This window comes from Streptomyces lunalinharesii (genome assembly GCF_039532155.1).
Lineage (GTDB): Bacteria > Actinomycetota > Actinomycetes > Streptomycetales > Streptomycetaceae > Streptomyces > Streptomyces lunalinharesii.
The window spans coordinates 1-20796 of record NZ_BAAARK010000070.1 but is presented as its reverse complement, the minus strand read 5'-3'; the positions used below and the strand labels follow the sequence as shown (position 1 = coordinate 20796).

At 71.8% G+C, this 20796-nt stretch carries 19 protein-coding genes and 1 pseudogene; 6 read left to right on the top strand and 14 right to left on the bottom strand.

Features of this window, described 5'->3' with window-relative positions; all coding sequences use genetic code 11:
• From ABD385_RS39915 to ABD385_RS39905, 3 genes and pseudogenes are all read right to left on the bottom strand, one after another.
• On the bottom strand, window positions 1–772 hold a 772-nt coding region (locus tag ABD385_RS39915), incomplete at its 3' end, for an IS110 family transposase (protein ID WP_344585023.1).
• A gap of 874 nt (window positions 773–1646) precedes the next feature.
• A pseudogene (locus ABD385_RS39910) lies at window positions 1647–2258 on the bottom strand (SDR family oxidoreductase).
• The gene (locus ABD385_RS39905) at window positions 2255–3199 is read right to left on the bottom strand and encodes an NADP-dependent oxidoreductase (protein ID WP_344585021.1); all 945 of its coding nucleotides are present in this window, start codon (window positions 3197–3199) and stop codon (window positions 2255–2257) included. Before ABD385_RS39905 ends, ABD385_RS39910 begins: the two are co-directional and overlap by 4 nt.
• Window positions 3200–3282: 83 nt before the next feature.
• On the opposite strand from ABD385_RS39905, the gene ABD385_RS39900 reads away from it, so the two are divergent.
• A complete protein-coding gene (locus tag ABD385_RS39900; RefSeq protein WP_344585019.1) occupies window positions 3283–3852 on the top strand; it encodes a TetR/AcrR family transcriptional regulator in 570 nt (189 codons plus the stop codon).
• A 190-nt stretch (window positions 3853–4042) separates the two neighbouring features.
• Here ABD385_RS39900 and ABD385_RS39895 read toward each other — a convergent pair whose 3' ends face one another.
• Entirely contained in the window at window positions 4043–5230 is a 1188-nt protein-coding gene (locus tag ABD385_RS39895) for a trans-sulfuration enzyme family protein (RefSeq protein WP_344585017.1), read from the bottom strand.
• Window positions 5231–5329: 99 nt separating this feature from the next.
• Here ABD385_RS39895 and ABD385_RS39890 point away from each other — a divergent pair, with 99 nt between their 5' ends.
• Both ABD385_RS39890 and ABD385_RS39885 read left to right on the top strand, forming a co-directional pair.
• On the top strand, window positions 5330–6793 hold the full coding sequence (locus ABD385_RS39890; RefSeq protein ID WP_344585015.1) for an aminotransferase-like domain-containing protein: 1464 nt from the start codon (window positions 5330–5332) through the stop codon (window positions 6791–6793).
• 441 nt (window positions 6794–7234) lie between these two features.
• The gene (locus ABD385_RS39885; protein ID WP_344585014.1) at window positions 7235–7744 is read left to right on the top strand and encodes a hypothetical protein; all 510 of its coding nucleotides are present in this window, start codon (window positions 7235–7237) and stop codon (window positions 7742–7744) included.
• Between the two features lie 292 nt (window positions 7745–8036).
• Here ABD385_RS39885 and ABD385_RS39880 read toward each other — a convergent pair whose 3' ends face one another.
• From ABD385_RS39880 to ABD385_RS39835, 10 genes are all read right to left on the bottom strand, one after another.
• The gene (locus ABD385_RS39880) at window positions 8037–8609 is read right to left on the bottom strand and encodes a hypothetical protein (protein ID WP_344585012.1); all 573 of its coding nucleotides are present in this window, start codon (window positions 8607–8609) and stop codon (window positions 8037–8039) included.
• Entirely contained in the window at window positions 8606–9727 is a 1122-nt protein-coding gene (locus ABD385_RS39875; RefSeq protein ID WP_344585010.1) for an ROK family glucokinase, read from the bottom strand. Before ABD385_RS39875 ends, ABD385_RS39880 begins: the two co-directional genes overlap by 4 nt.
• Before the next feature lie 240 nt (window positions 9728–9967).
• Window positions 9968–10777: an ATP-binding cassette domain-containing protein gene (locus tag ABD385_RS39870; protein ID WP_344585008.1), complete on the bottom strand. Its 810-nt coding sequence runs from the start codon at window positions 10775–10777 to the stop codon at window positions 9968–9970.
• A complete protein-coding gene (locus tag ABD385_RS39865) occupies window positions 10774–11841 on the bottom strand; it encodes an ABC transporter permease (RefSeq protein ID WP_344585006.1) in 1068 nt (355 codons plus the stop codon). The genes ABD385_RS39870 and ABD385_RS39865 overlap by 4 nt, the downstream gene beginning before the upstream one ends.
• A complete protein-coding gene (locus ABD385_RS39860) occupies window positions 11838–12848 on the bottom strand; it encodes a sugar ABC transporter substrate-binding protein (protein ID WP_486388777.1) in 1011 nt (336 codons plus the stop codon). Before ABD385_RS39860 ends, ABD385_RS39865 begins: the two co-directional genes overlap by 4 nt.
• 383 nt (window positions 12849–13231) lie before the next feature.
• Window positions 13232–14005: a GntR family transcriptional regulator gene (locus ABD385_RS39855; protein WP_344585004.1), complete on the bottom strand. Its 774-nt coding sequence runs from the start codon at window positions 14003–14005 to the stop codon at window positions 13232–13234.
• A 149-nt stretch (window positions 14006–14154) separates the two neighbouring features.
• The gene (locus ABD385_RS39850; RefSeq protein ID WP_344585002.1) at window positions 14155–14352 is read right to left on the bottom strand and encodes a Rossmann-fold NAD(P)-binding domain-containing protein; all 198 of its coding nucleotides are present in this window, start codon (window positions 14350–14352) and stop codon (window positions 14155–14157) included.
• Window positions 14353–14805: 453 nt separating this feature from the next.
• Window positions 14806–15645 (bottom strand): transporter substrate-binding domain-containing protein, encoded by an 840-nt coding sequence (locus ABD385_RS39845; protein WP_344585000.1) that lies wholly within the window; start codon window positions 15643–15645, stop codon window positions 14806–14808.
• Window positions 15646–15789: 144 nt separating this feature from the next.
• Window positions 15790–16458 carry a bifunctional 4-hydroxy-2-oxoglutarate aldolase/2-dehydro-3-deoxy-phosphogluconate aldolase gene (locus tag ABD385_RS39840; protein WP_344584998.1) on the bottom strand — a complete coding sequence of 223 codons (669 nt, stop codon included), beginning with the start codon at window positions 16456–16458 and terminating at the stop codon, window positions 15790–15792.
• A 342-nt stretch (window positions 16459–16800) separates the two neighbouring features.
• Window positions 16801–17232 carry a ribonuclease domain-containing protein gene (locus ABD385_RS39835; protein ID WP_344584997.1) on the bottom strand — a complete coding sequence of 144 codons (432 nt, stop codon included), beginning with the start codon at window positions 17230–17232 and terminating at the stop codon, window positions 16801–16803.
• Between the two features lie 376 nt (window positions 17233–17608).
• Here ABD385_RS39835 and ABD385_RS39830 point away from each other — a divergent pair, with 376 nt between their 5' ends.
• The 3 genes from ABD385_RS39830 (at window position 17609) to ABD385_RS39820 (ending at window position 20556) form a co-directional block, all read left to right on the top strand.
• Entirely contained in the window at window positions 17609–18241 is a 633-nt protein-coding gene (locus ABD385_RS39830; RefSeq protein ID WP_344584996.1) for a helix-turn-helix domain-containing protein, read from the top strand.
• Between the two features lie 51 nt (window positions 18242–18292).
• Window positions 18293–18487 carry a DUF6126 family protein gene (locus ABD385_RS39825; RefSeq protein ID WP_344584994.1) on the top strand — a complete coding sequence of 65 codons (195 nt, stop codon included), beginning with the start codon at window positions 18293–18295 and terminating at the stop codon, window positions 18485–18487.
• Window positions 18488–18639: 152 nt separating this feature from the next.
• Entirely contained in the window at window positions 18640–20556 is a 1917-nt protein-coding gene (locus ABD385_RS39820; protein WP_344584993.1) for a glycoside hydrolase family 84 protein, read from the top strand.
• Window positions 20557–20796: the final 240 nt, after the last annotated feature.

The following is a 20796-nucleotide window of genomic DNA, read 5'->3' as shown; positions in this document are numbered from 1 at the left end:
TGCCGCCCGAGGAGTATTCAACCGGGCTTGCCCCGCACAAGGCGGCGAACGACGCTTCACCACGCAAGCGGTCCGCGTTGTCCCCCATGGCGATCAGCAAAACAGCGGCGCTCTGCGGTCCGACCCCTACGGCGGCGCACAGTTGAGGGTAATGCGCCTCGATCAGCTCGGACAGGCGCTTCTGGAGTTCTCGGGCCTGCTCGCTGAGCTGCTCGATTCGCTCAGCCAGCGTACGCAACGTGTACCTCGTAGCCCGCAGTACAGGATCCGTCTCCTCATCTTCGCCGAGCAACACACATGCACGAATGAGCGCTCGACGCTTCACACCAGCCAACTCTTCCCGCAATACCGGATCGGCAGTAACCAAGACAGCTTTGAGCTGGTTAACGGCCTGGGTTCGGGCTTTAACAGCAGAGTCCCTGGCCACGGTGTACATACGCGCGATCTCGATCGGGCCGTCCCCTGACTTTACTCGGGATCGCGCGCGGCCACTGAGCACGGCACGGGCGGCAGCTTCTGCATCGTCTTGGTCGGATTTTCCCCGCCGACGACGAGCCGCACGCCCCGGCCCCGGGGCCTCGATGACCTCAATGCCTTGCGACAGCAGATACCGGGTTAGGGCCGCCCCATAGTTGCCGGATCCCTCTACTCCAGCACGCCGAACGGCGCCTAACTGGGATGACCATCGCGCGAGTTGACAATACCCGGTCGAGGTGGCCGAGAAGCTCTGAATGGCCAGCGTCTTCCCCGTCATCGAAATCACGGCAGCCACGTGAAAATCTCGATGCGTGTCGACCCCAAGAATCACCTCGTCCGCACCCGGAGGAGGAGCCTTGGACTGAACAGGGCTTGTTGATTCGATCGTTCGTCCACCCACTTCGATGGTTACACACCAACGTCGCCACTAGCCCGGACGAGCGGTCGCCAGTGAGACGGTGCAGAGTCCACACGCACAGCAGTCCTCCAGACACACTCACCCGAACCAGCGTCTGTGCATACTGCCTCGCCCCGCGAACGACACAAGATCGTAAGGACACCTTGGTTCGAAAATCTCAGGAGCCAGATCCCGGAACTACGGCAGTATCGCTGTCATCCTTCCAACCACAGAGCACCAATACACCAATTCTCCGTCTCGCCAAATTGCCCGTTGAAGCCCGGCATCGTGCACGCCCCCCCCCAGCGCCTCCCCCGCTGCGTCGAGAACGGCGAGCCAGAGGAACGCAGAAACCCCCGTCGGAGCCATCCGACGGGGGTTCCTCAGCTCTCACCTGCTATCACACGCGTCTCACCAACACCGTCGATGCCGCTGGACCACAAGGCCCCCACCTGCACAAACGGCGCCGACCTAGACCACGTGGACGCCACAAGACGCTTCCGACAACCTGTGCCAGGTTGTACCTAGTGCGGCGCCCAAAATCAGCACTGGGGCGTCTTCCGGCCCGTCAGAGCGGTACTGCAGGGTGCGCATCGGTGTCTCACTCACGCCCTGCACGCTCTCACATCTCACAAACTGCCCCTATTACGGGGGGCATGGCTGTACCGGTCTGCCCAGATAGAAGACTTCCCGGACAGCGTCGCGTTCGAGGCATCGGACGGCTTCGTGTCGGATTGTGCCTTCCTCGGGGCGGCCGTCGTCGGTGCGGGGGTCAGAGTTGCGTGCCACCGCCGTCCACGGCGAGTGCGGTGCCGGTGGTGCAGGTGGCGTCGAACGTGAGGAAGAGCGCCGCCTTGGTCACTTCGGAGGGGGTCCCCAGCCGCAGCATGGGGATTTGCGCGACCAGCGCCTTCGTCGGGTCATCGAGCCAGTGCCGCCTTGCTGGCCGCGTACGCGCTGAGCATCGGCAGGCCCGGCACGTTGACGGCCGAGGTCGTGAGCACCACCCCGCTGCCCTCCACCAGGAGCGGGGCGAGCTTCTGCACGGTGAAGTACGACCCCTTGGCGTTGATGGTCGGCAGGTGGTCGTACACCTCGTCACTCGTCGCCTCGAACGGTGCGGAGCCGGTGCCGCCGGCAGGGGCGAACAGGGCGTCGACCGTGCCGAACTCGGCCCGCACCCGGTCAGCCAGCGCGTCGATGGGGGCAGTGACGCCGCGTCGCTGCGGACCGCGATCGCGTGCTCGCCGAGTTGGTCGCGGGCGGCCCTCAGCTTGTCCGGGTCGCGCCCGGTGATCAGCACGCGCGCGCCCTCGTCCGCGAGCGACCGGGTGGTGGTACGGGCGCTCGCTCCCGGCGGGTGGAGCGTGGCGGCGGTGGTCAGTGAAGAGCCGGCCGCAGCGTGATCACGACCTTGCCGTGGACGTGGCGTCCGGCTTGCAGGGTCACGGCTTCGCGGATCCGCTCGATCGGGAAGGTCGCGGCGATCGGCACGGTGAGCGTGCCGGCGAGGAGCGCTTCGCCGATCCGCTCCATGGCGTCCGGGCCCGCGTCGAAGCCCCCGGTCGCGCGGACGCCGGCGGGCGGATGGGGACCCGCGGCGATCGTGGAGATCCGCTCCGGCGGCACGCCGAGCGCGAGCGCGGTCTCGGCCGTTTCCATGCCGAACAGGTCGGTCGCCGCGGTCACCCCCTCGGGAGCCAGCGCCCGTACCCGGTCCGCCAGTCCGGGTCCGTAGGCCACCGGCTCGGCACCGAACTTGCGCAGGAACGCGAACGTGCTCTCCGCGGCGGTCCCGATCACCCTGGCGCCGGCGAGCTGCGCGAGCTGTACGGCGAACACGCCCACGCCGCCCGCGGCGCCGCCGACCAGGACCGTGTCGCCGGACCGCAGGTCGATCGCCGCCAACGCGGCGGCGGCGGTCATGCCGGCCACCGGAAGCGTGCTCGCCACCTCGTCGCTGACGCCCTCCGGCGTGCGCCAGAGCGGCTCGGTCGCCTCGGCGGGCGTCTTGACCACCACGAAGTCGGCGACGGCCCTGCCCAGCGCGCCGCCGTAGACGCGGTCGCCGACAGCGAATCCCGTGGCTCGGGCGCCGACCTCGTCGACGACGCCGGCGAAGTCGTACCCGAAGCCGGCCGGCACGTCGATGCCGAACCGGGCCGCGGCCTCGGGCTGCGAGGCAATGCCCCAGTCCATGGGATTCAGACCGGCGGCCGTGACCCGGACGCGGACCTCGCCCGGCCCGGCATGGGGTTCCGGAACCTCCCGCAGCTCAAGTACTTCGGGACCACCGAACGCCTCGTAGACAACAGCACGGCTCATGAATACTCCCAGCAGACACAGTGACGGGACTTGGTGCCATCACCATACACGGGTGACGGTACCAAGTCCCGTACGATGTCCTCATGGCCCGCTGGAAACCCCACGCCCCCGAGCGACTGCTCGTCGCCGCCCTTGAACTGTTCGAGGAACGGGGCTACGAGCACACGACGGTCATCGAGATCACGGAGCGCGCCGGGCTGACGAAGAGCACCTTCTTCCGGCACTTCCCGGACAAGCGGGAGGTGCTCTTCGGCGGGGGCACGATGGCCGGACTGCTCGTCGACGGGATCGACACGGCACCGGCCGGGGCCAGCCCCCTCGAAGCAGTGGCGCACGCTCTGGACGCGATCGGCAGGGCCGCCTTCACCTCCGATCGCCGCGAGTTCAGCGCCCGGAGGTCGGCCGTGGTCGCCGCCAACCCGGAACTGCGCGAACGCGAGGCGCTGAAGGAACTCGGCCTCATCGCCTCGATGATCGACGCGCTCAAGCGCCGCGGCGTTCCCGACCTGACCGCGCGCGTCGCCGCCGAACTGGGCGCGCTCGCCTGGAAGATCGCCTACGAGCGCTGGCAGGACACGACCAACCGCGACGACTTCGCCGAACTCGCGCGCCGGACCCTCACCGAAGTGCAGGCCGCCAGCACCGCGTGCTGACGGCGGGCCCAGGCACGACAGGACAGCCGGAGTGCCACGGGACTGGGCTGCCCCGTAGATGCGGTCGACAGGCGGACGTGCCTGGGGGCAGTCGATGCGCCATGGCCCGCGCCACGGTCGAGTCGGGGCACCGGAGCAACCGCGACGGGCCGGGCGGAGTCCCGGACCCGTGTGCCGCGCGCGGCGGTGATCAGTGCGTGCTCGCCTTGTGCAGTGCCTGTTCCAGGTCGGCCCACAGGTCCTCGACGTCCTCGATGCCGACGGCGAGACGGATGGTGCCCTCGTCGATGCCGGCCGCGGCCCTGGCCTCGGGGGTGAGCTGGCGGTGCGAGGTGCTGGCCGGGTGCAGGACGAAGGTGCGGACGTCGCCCAGCGAGGCATTGACGGAGGCGAGTTCGACGCTGGCCATCAGCGCCCGACAGGCTCCCGCGCCGCCTTCGACGTCGAAGGCGAGCAGGCCCCCTCCGCCGGACAGTTGACGCCGGGCGACGTCGTGGTCGGGGTGGCTGTCCAGCATCGGGTAGTGGACGGCGAGCACGGCCGGGTGGGCGGCGAGGCGGGTGGCCAGGGCGAGCGCGTTCGCGCACTGCCGGGCGACGCGCAGGCCGAGGGTCTGCATGCCGCGCAGGGTCAGCCAGGCGGCGAACGGGTCCAGGACGGCGCCGTGTTCGAGGGAGTGCTCCCACACCCTGCGGTGGGTTGCGGCGTCGCGGAAGACGGCGACGCCGCCGAGGATGTCCGCGTGGCCGCCCAGGTACTTGGTGGCCGAGTGGAGCACGAGGTCCGCGCCGTGTTCCAGGGGGCGGCAGAGCAAGGGGGTGGCGAAGGTGTTGTCGACGACGGTCAGTACGTCCTCGCGGTCCGCCACCGAGGCGGCCAGCGCGCTCAGGTCGCAGACCCAGGTGGTGGGGTTGGCGATGGTCTCCAGATACAGGACCCGGGTCCTGGGGCGCAGCGCGGCGCGCACCTCCTGGGCGTCCTGCCCGGAGACGAAGGTGACCTCCACGCCCCAGCGTTCGGCCAGGTCCGTGAGGGCGGCGTGGGTACCGCCGTAGAGGCTGCGTTGGGCGATCACGTGGTCGCCGGAGCCGAGGAGGGTGTGCAGGACCGTGCTGATCGCGCCCATGCCGGAGGCGGTGGCGAGGGCGGCCGCGCCGCCTTCCAGGCCGGCCACGGCCGCTTCGAAGGTGCGGACCGTGGGGTTGCCGTGGCGGGCGTAGACGAAAGCCCCGTCCGGGGAGGCGAAGGCCTCGGCCAGTGCCTCGGCGTCCTCGAAGCGGAAGACGTGCCCCTGGTAGAGGGGTGTGGTCAGCGGGGTGCTCCCGGAGACGTCCGGAAGCACGTGGTGGACGGTGCGGGTCTGCGGGCGAAGGGTCATGACGGGAAGTCTGCGAGGAAGGCGGTTGCGGCAACAGAACCAATCGTGCAGATTGGTTTGCCGATGAGGCCAATGACGCCGGGCGAACCGGTTGAAGCCGTGGAATCCCTGACCGCCCGGCTGGGGCGCTGGTCCGCCGGCCGGGGCCCGCTCTACCTGCTCCTGGCGGGACGGCTCCGGCAGATGATCGAGGACGGACTGCTGCGCCCGGGCGCACCACTGCCGGCGGACCGTGCTCTGGCCGCAGCGCTGGCGGTGGGTCGCAGCACGGTCGTCGCGGCGTACGAAACCCTGCGGCAGGAAGGGCGGATCACCCGCCGGCAGGGCAGTGGCACCCGGGTCGCCGACGCAGCGCTCGCACCGGTCGGCGACACTCCCGAAGAGGCCGCCGGCCCCGCCAGGGCGCACGACACCTCCAACCCCCTCTTCCTCCATCTGCTCGAACCCGCCGACGGCGTCATCATGTTGAGCTGTGCCGCCCCCGCCGGCCCGCCCCCGCAGCTCGTGGACGCCTACCGCACGCTCACCTTCCCGTCCGACGGTGACCTCGGCTACCACCCGGCCGGATTCCCGGCGCTGCGCGAGGCGATCGCCGCGCGGTTCACCGCCCGGGGCGTTCCCACCGGGCCCGAGCAGGTCCTGGTCACCACGGGCGCCCAGCAGGCCCTTTCCCTGCTCACCCGACACCTGGTGTCGCCGGGGGACCGCGTGCTGGTGGAGGCCCCGACCTACGCGGGGGCGCTGGACGTCTTCCGGGAGGCCGCCGGCGTTCCGCTTGCGGTGCCCAGCGGCGTGGACGGGATCGACGTGACCGCCGCCGAGCGCGCCATGGCCGCCGAACGCCCCGCGCTCGGCTACGTCATCTCCTGCTTCCACAACCCCACGGGCGGCGTACTGCCACCGCTGGCCGGCCGCCGGCTCGTCACAGCGGCGCGACGGCACGGCGTACCGCTCATCGACGACGAGGTCCTGGCCGAACTCCCCCTCAGCGCCCCCGCCCCCCAACCACTCGCCGCGTTCGGCGACGTCATCAGCATCGGCTCCCTGAGCAAACTGCTCTGGGGCGGACTGCGCATCGGCTGGGTACGGGGCGACGCGGGACTGGTCTCCCGACTGTCCCGCCTCAAGGCCCTGCACGATCTGGGCACCGACGTACCCACCCAACTGGCCGCCGTACGCCTGCTGGCAGGACTGGACGAGCTCCTGGCCCCGCGCCGCGCCCGACTGCGGGCCTGCCACGACCACCTGCGGGCCGAACTGGAGCGACTGCTGCCCTCATGGCACTGCCCACCGGTCCCGGGCGGCCAGACGCTGTGGGCACGGCTACCGCACGGCGACGGCGTCTCCTTCGCCCAACTCGGCCTGCGCCACGGCGTGGCCGTGCTCCCGGGAGCAGCCCTCGACCCCACCGGCCGCAGCCACGCCCACCTGCGACTGCACTTCCTCCACGAGCCGGAGGTACTGACACAGGCAGTCGAACGACTCGCCCACGCCTGGCACGCCTACCAGGACGCACCACCCCGCCCCCGCACAGGCACCGCACTCAACGCCATCACCGTGTGACCCCCGACGCACAACTACCCCACGCCGGAAGGGGGGCGGAATCTGGTCCTCGTCGACTGTCAACTGGCCTTCGGGGTACCCCTGTTCATGGACAGCCGGCGGCCGGGCTCGTCGCGCCGATCGCGGGTGGCGCGACGGTGGAGGAACGTAGCTCGCCTCAATGCTCACACCTGGCCGAAATATGATCGATCAAATGTGAATACCCCTGGTAATGTCCGGCCAGCCCGCGAAAGCTCCCACCACGGCCGACGGAGATTCGGCCGTCACGAGGTGACGGTCCCGCGGGTACACGGCAACTCGGCTATCCAGCCGCCCGATTGGACGACCGGCGGCCCCGCTGCGCGCCGGCCAGGGGGGACCTTTCGATGTCCGTCACACTGCGCGCAAAGAAGGCAGCAGGTACATTCGCTGCCGCCCAGAAAGCACTGAACGGCTGACGACATGCCGAACCTGCGCCGAATCCTGGCCGTGGGCACGTTGACCGCCGCACTCGGAGGTGCGGCGGTCTACGGTGGCCTGCGCTACGCCAACAGCATCAACAACGACCTGGCAGCTGGCCCGCCCCAGCCGACCGTCACCACCACGGCGCCAAGTGCCCCCTACGGCACCGGTGATCCGTCCCACTACCGCTACGGCGCCCCCATCGCCCGCGCCGCCGGCGGCGAGGTGATCGCCTACACCCCTCGCCACGAAGCGCAACGGATGCTGACGATCCCGTTCACGATCACGAACAACGGCGGCACGGCCGCCTCCTACCAGGCCACCGTGACCGTCACGGTCACCACCGGCGAGCATGCCGGACATGCCGACACCGTGACCATCTCCAGCGAGGGGCTGCTGCCGCCCAAGAACACGATGGCCACCCAGGCACGCTTCCAAAGCCTGGGCGCCATCCCCTCCCGCGACCTCGAAGTCCGCATCCTCCACGTGGAGAAGAAGGGCACCGCGTGAGATCACATCGCGAAGAACCGCGGTGGCGGTCCAGGCCACCACCACACGGACTGGGGCTGGGGGTTGTGAGCGGCACCGTCTGGTGGAACGAGGCGCTCCTTCGGCGCGCTGGCCTCGGGCCCGAAAACGGCGAAGTCGGCGGCGACGGACAGGCCACCGCGCCCGCGCCGACGCCTCCGCCCTCCCCGAACGCAGCAACCCGGTACCGCTGGGTCTTCTCCCTAACCCGACCACACCACCCGACGCCGTGACGCGCTCCTGGCACCCGGGACGGGGGAGCAGGGGAAACCGATCAGAAGTGCACGGTCGAAACGGTGTAGACGACCGGGTGTCCGGGCTCGTCGTCGCTGACCACGATCTGCTGGGACGGCTGCGGCGCCGGGCGGTTGACCGTGGTGCCCCGCCAGGGCCAGTTGGCGCTGAAGTCCCAACCGACCTTGGCGGCCTGTTCCGCAGGGATCGGGACCGCGCCCTTCTTGAGGGCGGCGGTGCTGGTGCCGACGGCCGCGAGGTACTTCTCCAGGCCCCAGTCGTTCGTCCGGAACTGCACGAACAGCGAACTGGTCTGCCAGGAGTTGGTCTCGTAGTAGTAGACCGGGGTGGAGCCGATGGGCACCGGGACGTCGTAGATCCGCTGCTGGAGCTTGGAGGGGAAGGCGTTGGTCAGGCCGGTGGCGGCGGCCTCGGACTCCTTGTCCTCGCCGCTGTCCCGGCTCTGTTCGGCCGAGATGACGAAGTAGCCGGCCGGGATCGTGATCAGCAGGAAGACGACCAGCGCCATCAGCAGGGGCCGGCGGGGCCGGGGGCGGGGCGCGGCGGTGGGGTGGTGCTCGTCGGGCATGGCGGCGGGATCCGGTTCGGTCATCGGCGGCCGGACCGTTCGTAGCGCTCGTAGCGCTCCACGCGGCGGCGGTTGGCGCGCCGGAAGCGGCGGGCCACCAGGCGGGCCAGGTCGGCGGCGCCGACCATGCCGGCCTCGGGGCCCAGCTGGGCCTTGGTGAGGGTGGCCTCGGGGCGGTAGCCGCGGCCGGTGAGGTGGCGCCGGAAGGCGTCCCGGGCCGGGCCGATCAGCAGGTCGTCGGCGGCGCTGACGCCACCGCCGATGACGAAGCAGGACGGGTCGAGGGCGGCGGCGAGGTTGGCGATGCCGACGCCGAGCCACTGGCCGATGTCCTGGAGGAGTTCGACGCACATCGCGTCGCCCTCCCGGGCCAGCTCGGTGATCAGCGGTCCGGTGATGTCACCGACCCGTCCGCCGACCCGCTCGATGATGTTGTACGCGACCGGGGAGTCGGCCGCGGCCAGTTCCCTGGCCTCGCGGACCAGGGCGTTGCCGGAGCTGTACTGCTCCCAGCAGCCGCGGTTGCCGCACGGGCAGCGGTGGCCGCCGGGGACCACCTGCATGTGGCCGAATTCGCCCGCCACCCCGTACTTGCCGCGCTTGACAGCGCCGTCCTCCAGGATGGCGCCGCCGATGCCGGTGCCGAGCGTGATCATGACGAGGTGGTCCTGGCCGCGGCCGGCGCCGAACCGCCACTCCGCCCAGGCGGCGGTGTTGGCGTCGTTGTCGACCATCACCGGGACCGCCAGCCGGCCGGCGAGCCGGTCGCGCAGCGGCTCGTTGCGCCAGTTCAGGTGCGGGGCGAAGAGCACCCGGGAGCGGTCGGCGTCCACCCAGCCGGCCGCGCCGATGCCGACCGCGTGCACGTCGTGCCGGTCGGAGAGGTCCAGCACCAGTTCGGTGATGGTGTCCTCGACGACCTTGGGGCTCTTGGACTTGTCCGGCGTCTCGGTGCGGACCTTCTCCAAGATGGTGCCGTCGGCGTCGACCACGCCGGCCATCACCTTGGTGCCGCCGATGTCGATGCCGACGGTGGGCACCCGGGGGGCGGTCAGGTGGGAGCGGCGCTCTCTGGTCCCGACGGTGCGCAGGACGGTGGCGCGGGCGCTCCCGCGGGGCGCCCGGTCCCGGTACATGCTCATCGGATCACCCCCCGGACCTCGTCGCCGGTGCGGCGGCCGGGACAGCCGGGGCGGCTGCCGTTACGGTCTCGACGGCTGCGTGCGCGCAAGAGTCGTCTCGTCCCTGCGGGTGTCGGGGAGGCCGGGGGCCTCGGTGGATGGTCCGCTGCGATTGTGCATCACCCGCACCGTCCGGCGCACCGCGGTGCGGGGCGCCGGACGGCTCTGCGGCCGGGGGCCGGTGCGGGGTGCGGCGCGGGTTCACTCGGGCCGGTGACCGCCGGGGAACTCCGTCGGGCCGGTGCGGGCCAGTTCGTGGCTGAGCTGTTCCAGCTCGCTGCCGCCCGCCATTTGGCGGGTCAGCTCCTCCAGCGCGATCTCCGACTTCAGGTGGCTGCCGGCCATCGTGCCTCGCTTGAGCAGGACGAAGCGGTCGCCGACCAGATAGGCGTGGTGCGGGTTGTGGGTGATCAACACCACGCCGAGGCCGGCGTCCCGGGCGGCCGCGACGTACTTGAGCACCACCCCGGACTGCTTCACGCCGAGCGCCGCGGTCGGCTCGTCCAGGACGAGGACCTTGGCGCCGAAGTAGACCGCGCGGGCGATGGCGACGCACTGCCGTTCGCCACCGGAGAGGGTGCCGATGGGCTGGTCGACGTCGCGCAGGTCGATGCCCATCCGCAGCAGTTCGGCGCGGGTGGTCTCGCGCATGGTGCGCACGTCGAGCCGGCGGAACGGGCCGACGCCGGTCCTCGGCTCGGAGCCAAGGAAGAAGTTCCGCCACACCGGCATCAGCGGCACCACGGCCAGGTCCTGGTAGACCGTGGCGATGCCGCGGTCCAGGGCCTCCCTCGGGGAGCTGAGCCGGGCCTCCTCGCCCTCGATGCGGAAGGCGCCGGCGTCGTGCCGGTGCAGCCCCGCGATGATCTTGATGAGGGTGGACTTGCCGGCGCCGTTGTCACCGAGGACGCAGGTGATCTCGCCCGCGTGCACCTCCAGCGAGACGCCCGTCAGCGCCTTGACGTTGCCGTAGAACTTGCTGACGTCGTCGAGTTCGACCAGCGCCGTCATGACTTGTCCTCCGCCCGCTTGCGGACCCAGGCGTTCAGGAGCGTGGCGAGCAGCAGCATCGCGCCCAGGAAGAACTTGTACCAGTCCGGGTTCCACTGCGCGTAGACGATGCCCTTGCTGGCCATGCCGAAGATGAACGCGCCGACCGCGGCGCCGATCGCCGAGCCGAAGCCGCCGGTCATCAGGCAGCCGCCGACCGCCGCCGCGATGATGTACAGGAACTCGTTGCCGACGCCGTCGCCGGACTGGATCGCGTCGTAGGAGAACAGCAGGTGCTGGCCCGAGATCCAGGCGGCGAACGCGACGCCCATGTAGAGGCCGATCTTGGTGCGGGTAACCGGGACGCCGACCGCCCGGGCCGCATCCGCGTTGCCGCCCACCGCGAAGATCCAGTTGCCGGCCCGGGTCCGCAGCAGGATCCAGGTGGCGACGGCGACCAGCACCAGCCACCACACGATGGTGATCTGGATGTCCACGCCGCCGATGTCCAGGTGCGAGGCGAAGAGCGCGCGGGCGGAGTCGAAGCCCTCCATGTCGGCGATCGACTTGGTCGAGACGGTGCCGCTGATCAGTTTGGTGAAGCCCAGGTTGAGGCCGGTGAGCATGAAGAAGGTGCCCAGGGTGATCACGAAGCTGGGCAGCTTCGTCCGGGTCAGCAGCACCCCGTTCAGGACCCCGATGGCGAGGGTGACCAGCAGCGACACCCCGACGCCGACCCAGGTGTTGGCGGTCATCTGGTAGCTGAACATCGACGAGATCAGCGCCGAGCTGACCACCATCACGCCGGCCGACAGGTCGAACTCCCCGCCGATCATCAGCAGCGCCACCGGCACCGCCATGATGCCGATCGTCGAGGAGGCGTACAGGACCGTGGAGAGGCTGGCCGGCCGCAGGAACGGTTCCGCGATCAGCGAGAAGAAGACGAAGACCGCGAGGGCGCCGACCACCGAGCCCAGCTCGGGGCGGCCCATCAGCCGGCGGGTCAGGGAACGGTGCAGCAGCCGCTCGTCGCCCGCGCCGTCGGACGGCGCGGGCTGCCGGGTCGGTGCGTCGGCCGTGCTCATCGGGTCCCCCGCTTCGTGTACTCCCCCAGCGCGGCGGCGTCCTTCTTGGTGATCACCTGCGGTCCGGTGAACACCGGCTTGCCGCCGCCGAGGACGTCGGCGTTGTACTTGTACAGCCACAGCAGGTCGACCGCCTGGTACCCCTGGAGGTAGGGCTGCTGGTCGACCGCGAAGCCCAGCGAGCCGTCCTTCAGGCCGTTCGCGACCTGCGCGTTGAGGTCGAAGGTGTCGACCTCGGCCTTGCTGCCGGCCTGCTCCTTGGCCTTGACGGCGGTGGGGGCGAACGGCGCGCCGAGGGTGACCACGGCGTCGATGTCCGGGTCCGCCTGGAGCTTGGACTCGATGGACGCCTGGACGTCGGGCATGTTGGTGCCCTCGACGTAGAGCTTCTGGAACTGCCCCTTGAAGGTCTTCGCTGCGCCGTCGCAGCGCTGCTCGTGACCGACGTTGCCCTGCTCGTGCAGGACGCACAGGGCCTTCTTCTTGCCGCGCTTGGTCAGCTCCTCGCCGACCGCCTCGCCGGCCACCGTCTCGTCCTGCCCGACGTGGGTGAGCGCGCCGAACGCCTTGGACTCCTCGGCGCCGGAGTTCACCGTGATCACCGGGATGCCGGCCTTCTCGGCCTTGAGGACCACGTCCTTCATCGCGTCCGGCTTGGCCAGCGAGACGATCAGCCCGTCGACCTTCTGGTCGATGTAGGACTGCACGAGCTGGCTCTGCCGCTGGGCCTCCTTGTCGTGCGCGTAGACGAAGTTGATGTTGTCCTTGACGGCGGCCTGCTCGGCGCCGTTCTGCACGATGTCCCAGAAGGTGTCGCCGTCTCCCGAGTGGGTGACCATCGCGAAGGTCCACCGGGGAGTGTGCACGGCGGACTTCCCGCCCGCGCTCTGCGCGGCGCGCTCTTCGGCGCGCTTGCCGCCGGTGCTGCTGCACCCCGCCAGGGAGGCGCCGAGCACCGCCGCCAGCACGGCGCCCACGACGCGTCCTCTTCTTCGAACCCTTGCCACGAGGACTTGCCTTTCCCGCTCTAGCCGCTGTCCCGGCTCTGTCTGGTGTCGCCGCGGCACCGGCCGGCGGCCGGACCGGGCAACCTTGCAAGTATCCGTTACCGGCGTTCTGTACCGTTTCATGGGGTCCTGGCCCCGGCCGACGCGCACCGGGTGATAAGGGCTCGCAGGGTGCCCGACCGGTCGCTCCCGGGCCGGGCCGTGCTGACGCAGATCATGGTGGACCGCCTTCGCTCCCCCGCCGCCGGATGGCGGCTGGAGGAGTTCTAGCGGCGCGCGTCGCACCGCGTCAATGGTTTGTCAGAACATTCTGACGAGAGGGCCGGCGCGCGTTCCGCCCCCGGCACCCTACGGTCGCACGCCGCCCGACCGACACCGCACGGCTACGGCCGGACCAGCAACTGGAACTCGAAGGCGTAGCGGGTGGCCCGGTAGACGTGCGAGCCGAACTCCACCGCGCGACCGGTGTCGTCGAAGGTCGTGCGCTCCATCGTGAGCAGCGGCGCCCCTTCGGGTTCGTCGAGCCGGGCGGCCTCCTCGGCGCTCGCCGCGCGGGCGCCGACCGCCTGGCGGGCGCTGTGCAGCGTGATCCCGGCGGCCCGCATCAGGCGGTACAGGCCGGTCTCCTCCAAGTCGGCGGTCTCCAGCTTCAACAATCCGACCGGGAGGTGGTTGCGCAGGTGGGCGACCGGTTCGCCGTGAGTCAGCCGGAGCCGCTCCACCAGGGCGACCTCCGTGCCCTCGGCGAGCCCGAGGGCGGCGGCGACCTCGGCGTCCGCCGCGGTGGTGGTGTTCAGCAGGACGCGGGTGGCCGGCTTCTGCCCGGCCGCCTCCAGGTCGTCGTAGAGGCTGCTGAGTTCCAGCGGGCGCTTGACCTGGCTGTGCACGACCTGGGTGCCGATGCCGCGGCGACGGACCAGCAGCCCCTTGTCGACCAGCGACTGGATGGCCTGGCGCACCGTGGGCCGGGACAGGCCGAGCCGACCGGCCAGTTCGATCTCGTTGCCGAGCAGGCTGCCGGGGGCCAGCCGGCCGTCCTCGATCGCCGCCTCCAACTGCTGGGACAGCTGGAAGTACAGCGGCACCGGACTGTTCCGGTCCACGCTGAACTGGACGGGGCCCTCGGCGCCCGCGGCATCTGCATCGCGTTTCCCCACGTTCGCGAGCGTAACCGTCCGCACAGGTGACGGGAAGTCTTCAGGTCACATTGTCCGGACAAGGGCGGTCGGGCGTCCCGAAGGACGGCACGTCTCCGGCGCCGCCGGGCCGCACGGGCGCCGCTGCGCTGCGCGGCAGCGCCGCCGGGCTACCAGGGCAGCGGGCGGCCGTCTCGGAAGAAGCCGCCGGTGGGTCCGCCGTCGGGCAGCATCGCCGCGTGCCGGACGCCCGCCGCACCCGGCGCCACCGGTCGGCCGCCCGGCCGACCGGTGGCGGCGGCGAGCATCCGGGTCAGCGCGTTGAGCGCGGCCTTGGAGGCGGTGTACGCGGGGGTGCCGCCGCCCATGTTCGTCGGCGATGCGTGCGGTCGGGGTGGCGGAGGGGGCGGGTGTGCTGGCGGCGGTGGCCGGCATGGGTGCTCCTGGAGGCGGTGGCGGGCGGTGGGGTGGTGCGGACGTGCCCGGCCGGTCACGGGCGGGCACCGTCACCGGGCCTCGTCCGCCCGGACGGCCGCCGACGCGGGGGGCGACCGCAGTGGCGCGTCCCGCCGCGTCCTTCGCCGAGGCACGGATCCCGACGCCCAGCAGCAGCGGGCCCAGCAGCGGGCCGACGGCGGCACCCGCCAACAGCCCGCCCTGCATCGCCGTCTGCCCCCGGCCGGTCGGCGCTGGCCTGGCGCGCGGACGACCACCGCACGGTGCTGCGCGACATCCTCGAAGCGGTCCGGCCGGCCCGGGCCGCCGCGTGACGTCCCGTCAACGGGCCAGCCGGCCGGCCGCGGCGCCCGGTCGCCGTCGGGCTACTTCATCCAGGCGTCCTCGTACCTGCCGTAGGTCCCGTCGTGGGTGGCGAGGTGGACCCACTGGTTGACGTACGCGGTGAACTGGGCGTCGCCGCGGGGCAGCGCGTACGCCTTCTCGGAGAAGGTGAACGGCTGGTCCGGGTGGACCGCGCAGAGCTCGGGGTGGATCTTGGCCTGGTAGCGGGTCTCGCTGGCGTCGGTCATCATCACGTCCTGGCGGCCGGCGATGATCTCGTCGAAGATCGTGGTGTTGTCCGGGTGCACGGTGAGGGTGGCCCGCTTGACGTGGGCGCGGGCGAACTGCACGTTGGTGCCGCCGGGGTTGACCACGACGCGGACGCCGGGCCGGTCGATCTGGTCCAGGGTCCGGTACTTGTCCTGGTCGGCGCAGCGGACGACGGGGGTCTTGCCGTCGGTGCGGGTCGGCTCGCTGAAGGCCACTGAGCGGGCCCGGGCCAGGGTGATCGAGACGCCGCCCATGGCGATGTCGCAGCGGCCGGCGGTCAGGTCGCCGACCAGCCCGGACCAGGTCGTCGGGACGTAACGGGGCGTGGCGTCCAGGCTCTTGGCGAGGTCCCGGGCCATGTCGACGTCCACTCCGCGGTAGTCGCCGGTGGCCGGGTCGCGGTAGCTGAACGGGCGGTAGTCGCCGGTGGTGCAGACCCTCAGCACGCCGCGGCGCGGGACCTCGTCCAGGAGCGTGGCCGGCCGCCGGTCCCGCTGGGCGGCGGCCGCGGCGGCGCCGGCTGTCGGGGCGGAGGCGTACGAGGCCGCCGGGGCGGCGGCGGTGGCGACGAGTAGACAGGCCAGGGCGGGGAGGGTCGCGGCGCGCTTCATCGTGGGCTGACTCCTGATCAGGTGGGCGGAGCGCTCAGGGTGGCAGAGCCCGGCCGCCCGGTGAAGCCCCCGACCGACCCCTGGAACACCCCCAGGACGCCGCCCGCCCGGGCCGTATTCCGGCCCCGGGCCGGCCCGGCCAGCTCAGGCCCCGTACGGATCCAGCGCGCCGGCCCGGCCCGGCTGCTCCGGCACCGCGTCGGCGAGCCGCGCCAGCAGGTCCGCCGCGCGCTTGGCCACCGTCTCGCGGTCGCCCTCCGACAGGGCCGCGCCCATGCCCACGGCGACGGCGCCGGCGGCTATCCACTCCGGTGCGGTCTCGGTGGTCACCCCGCCGGTCGGCACCAACGGCGCCTGCGGCAGGGCGGCGCGGACGTCGCTGACCCAGGAGGGGTGGTGGCCGGCGGCCGGGAACAGCTTGAGCGCGTCCGCGCCGAGCTCCAGGCCGCGCACGATCTCGGTGGGGGTGGAGACCCCGGCGAAGACCGGGACGCCGTAGCGGTGGCCGGTGCTAATCACCGAGGCGTCCAGGCTCGGGGCGACCAGGAAGCGGGCGCCGGCGTCCACCGCCATCCGGGCCGACGCGGCGTCGAGGACGGTGCCGGCGCCGATGACCGCGTCGTCCCCCAACTCGCGGGAGAGGGTGGTGACCGCCTCCAGCGCGAAGGGCGTGGTGAGGGATATCTCCAGGCTCGTGATGCCGGCCGACAGCAGGGTGTCGGCGGTGGCGCTCGCCTCGTCGTAGGTCTTGCTGCGGACGATGGCGAAAACGCGCTGCGCCAGTGCGGCCCGGGTGATCTCCCAGCGATACACGGCAGTTCGCCGTCCTTCCTTCTGCTTAGACGCCCGCGCCGCGGCGAGGCGGCTCACGACTGACCCAGCACCATCCGGGGCGCGCCGCGCCGGCCGACCACTCATGGCCCCTTTGCCGCCGATGCCCGCCCGTTCCTCGTTTCTACCGAAACGCTACCGGCAACCACTGACAATCCTCTCTCGGGGTGCGCCCCCGTGCGCCCCTTCTGCCGAGAATGGGCGAAGGAGAGGGGCGAGTGGCAGGTGGGACCGGGGTTTTCGGGGGAGCACGACGGCGGCCGGGGTGCATGGGCACCCCGGCCGCCGTGTGCGCCGCTCGTGCGGCTGGATCGTCCGTCGGTTTCAGCAGCCGAAGTTGACGAGGTTGAAGGTGGCGTAGTGGTCGGCGGTGTAGTAGTCCTCCTGCTGCTGCTCACCGGCGACGATGCGCCGGGCGCCACGGTCCGGCGAGCCCGGCGTGACCACGGTGTACTCGTGGTAGTAGCCGGTCGTCTGGGACGGCAGGATGCCCTCGCGGTTGTCGAAGACGGTGCCGTCCTTCGGGTACGGGAAGGGGCCACCCTTGTCGATCAGGTCCAGGGTGTCGTGCGCCTGGGACGGCAGCTTGGAGTAGCAGACGCTGCCGACCGACGTGACGTGGACGGTCGCCGCGTGGACCGCGGCGTGGTGCGTCGGGGCGGCGGGCGTCGCGGCGACCGCCGTGCCACCGAGGAGAAGGGCCGATGCGAGGGCGCCGGCGGCGCCGATCCTGGTCATCCGTGGGGGGATTCTCATGCGAACCAGCATGACGCGCGTAGACATGCCCCTGTCAATCCCAAGGAGCCGATGTTTCCCGGGAGTTCACACGGACCCCGCAGGGTCACCCCAAGACGTCCCGAATATTCCACCCCGGCCACCCAGGTCACCCAGGTCACCCCGGCCACCCCGGCATCAACTGCCCCTTAGCCCCCGCGTCCCCGCGTCCTCGTCCACACCGTGCGGGCCGTGCGGGCCGTGCGGGCCGTGCGGGCCGTGCGGGCCGTGCGGGCCGTGCGGGCCGTCGAGCGCTCCCTGGGATTCCCCTGCGGCGCGGCCGGGACTCCTTGCCTCGACTCTTTGCCTCAGAGGCAAAACTTTTGCCTCTGAGGTGAAGGCTGGCTATACCGGAAGCATGACCGAGCTGCCCGATCCGCCCTCCGGCCCCGCCCCGGAGGAGCTGTCGACCGCCGTGGCACCGCGCCTGCGCGAGCTGCGGCGGCACAGCGCACTGACGCTGGAGACCGCGGCCCGGCGGGTGGGGCTGTCGCCCGCGCACCTGTCCCGGCTGGAGACCGGTCAGCGACAACCCTCGCTGCCGATGCTGCTGGCCCTGGCCCGGACGTACGGAACCACGGTATCCGACCTGCTCGGCGAGACCGCCCCGGAGCACGACCCGATCGTGCGGGCCGCCCGCGCCGAGCCCTCGGAGGCCGGCGGTTGGACGTACCGGACCGTCGGCGGGGCCGGTCGCGCCATGCAGGCGCTGCGGGTGCACGTGCCGCAGCGGGCGCAGGGCGACCTGGTGCGGGTGCACCCCGGCGAGGAGTGGGTCTACGTCCTCACCGGACGGCTGCGGCTGACGCTCGGCGAGACGGTGCACGTGCTGGATCCGGGCGACGCCGCGCACTTCGACTCGCTCACCCCACACCGGCTGGCGGCCGCCAGCCTCGGCGGGACGGAGCTGTTGTTCGTGCACACCCTGCTGCAGAGCGGCGCGGCCGAGCTGTGCCTGGGCGATCGCACCCCGCACCGTCGCGGCGGCTGACCCCGCCCGTCACCCGCCGTCCACCGTTCCGGAAGGGAAGGACCGTCCGCCGTGCCCGACCACACCACTCCCGCCCCCGCCACGCCCCCGCCCGCCGAGGGCGCGTCCGACGCCGCGGCCCCCCGTCGCTACGTCGAGAACAAGCCACCGCGCGGTCTGTACGTGCGGGTCTTCATCTACGTCGTCGCCACCCACGTGCTGCTCGCCTTCATGAGCGTGCTGGTGCTCGTCGCCAAGTCCCGCTAGGCCGCGGCGGGCCGGGCCCCCTTGCCGCGCCCCGGCGATCGGGTGAACCCTGCTGCCACACCCTGCCCGACGCGCGCCCGGCAGCGCACCCGCGGCGCGACGCACGCACCAGACTCGTCCGTGAACCTCGCTGCACCGAGGAGGACCGAAGGATGCACCGTACGCGCACCGCGGCCGCCACCGGCCTCGCCGTGACCCTCGCCGTGATCCCGCTGGCGGGCATGGCGGGGCCGTCCGGCGCCGCGCCGGCCCGAGCGGCCGACGGCGCCCGGGCCAGACCCGCCACCGCCACCCTCTCCCCCGCCCCGCAGTCCGTCCACGACCGCTCCGACCACCTCACCGTCACCGGCACCGTGACCCTCGTCGCCGGGCCGAAGACCGACGCGGCGGCGCTGGCACTGGTGACGAAGTCCCTCAAGGCCGCGGGCGCCCAGCACGTCGTGCGGACCGGTCGGGTCGCCCCGCAGGCCGGGCGGCTGACCGTCTACGTGGACGGGCCGGGCGCGGCGCGCACCCTCACGGCGTTGGGCGCGCGCGGCACCGCCGGCCTCCCGGCCGAGGGCTACGCACTGGCCGTCGCCCGCGGTCGGATCGCCCTGGCCGGCAAGGACGCCACCGGCACCTACTACGCCGCGCAGACACTGAGCCACTTGCTGCCGCACCGGACCCGTCCCGGTGCCCGGGTGCCCGGCGCCGTCGTGCGGGACTGGCCGGCGACCCCGCTGCGCGGCGTCATCGAGGGCTTCTACGGCACGCCGTGGTCGCACGCCGCCCGCCTCGACCAACTCGACTTCGCCGCCCGGCACAAGATGAACATCTACGTCTACTCCCCCAAGGACGACGCCTACCTGCGGGAGAAGTGGCGCGACCGCTACCCCGCGGACCAGCTGGCCCGGATCAAGGAGCTGGTGGACCGGGCCCGGGCCCGGCACGTGGAGTTCACCTACGCCCTCTCGCCGGGGCTCTCCGTCTGCTACAGCTCGGCCGCCGACGTCAAGGCGCTGACCGCCAAGTTCGCGACCCTGTGGGACATCGGGGTGCGGACCTTCGCGGTGCCGCTGGACGACATCAGCTACACCAAGTGGAACTGCGCGGCGGACAAGGAGAAGTTCGGCACCGGCGGCGCGGCGGCCGGCACCGCGCAGGCGCAGCTGCTCAACCAGGTCAACCGCGAGTTCATCGCCCGCCATCCGGGCGCCCGGCCGCTCCAGATGGTGCCGACCGAGTACTACGACCTCAAGGCGACGCCGTACAAGGCGGCGCTCGCCGCCAAGCTGGACGCCGACGTGCTGGTGGAGTGGACGGGCGTGGGCATCATCGCACCGACCATGACCGCCGGGCAGGCCCAACAGGCCCGGGAACTCTTCGGCCACCCGATCCTGCTCTGGGACAACTACCCGGTCAACGACTACGTCAGCAAGCGGCTGATGCTCGGACCGTACAACGGGCGGGCGCCGGGGGTCCCGGGCCGGCTGGCCGGCATCACCGCCAACCCGATGATCCAGCCCTCGGCGTCCAAACTGGCGCTGGCCACCGTCGCCGACTACGCCTGGAACGACCGGGCCTACGACGCACGGGACTCCTGGAGCACGGCCATCGAGGAACTGGCCGGCGGCGACGCCCGGACCGCCCGCGCCCTGCGGGCCTTTGCGGACGTCAACTACACCTCGGCGATCAACCCGCGGCAGGCGCCCGAACTGTCCGCCGCCCTCGACCGGTTCCGCAAGGGCGGCGACGCCCGGCGGCTGGACGCGGTGCTGCACGACCTCCAGGACGCCCCGGGCGTACTGCGCGACCGGCTCCCGGACCGCGCCTTCGCCCGGGAGGCGGCACCGTGGCTGGACGCCACCCGCGCCTGGGCCGTCGCAGCGCGCGACGCCCTGCGTCTGATCGTCGCGGACCGGTCGGGCGACGCCGCCACGGCCCGGCAACTACGCGCCCGCATCCCGGAGTTGGTGACCAAGGCGAAGTCGTACGTCTACGTGGACCTGAAGGGCAAGCGGATCCCGGTGGTGGTCGGCGACGGGGTCCTGGACACGTTCGTCGCGGACGCGGTGGCTGGGCGATAACGCCGGGTTCCGCGGCGCGGGTCTCTTCCCACGTTGTTGGCTTTCCCGCCGTTGCGCCTGCCGCTGCGCGGGGCTTGCTCGTACGTTGCCGGTTTGCCGCCGTGTGGCGTCTTGCCGTTGCGCCTGCGGCGGGCGTTGTCCGCTGCGCGGGGCGTTTGGGTGGCGGTGTCGGGCCTGCGGGGGTGGTGTGCAGGACTGCTGCGCTTTACGTCCTGCACACCACCCCCTCCGGCCCGCCCC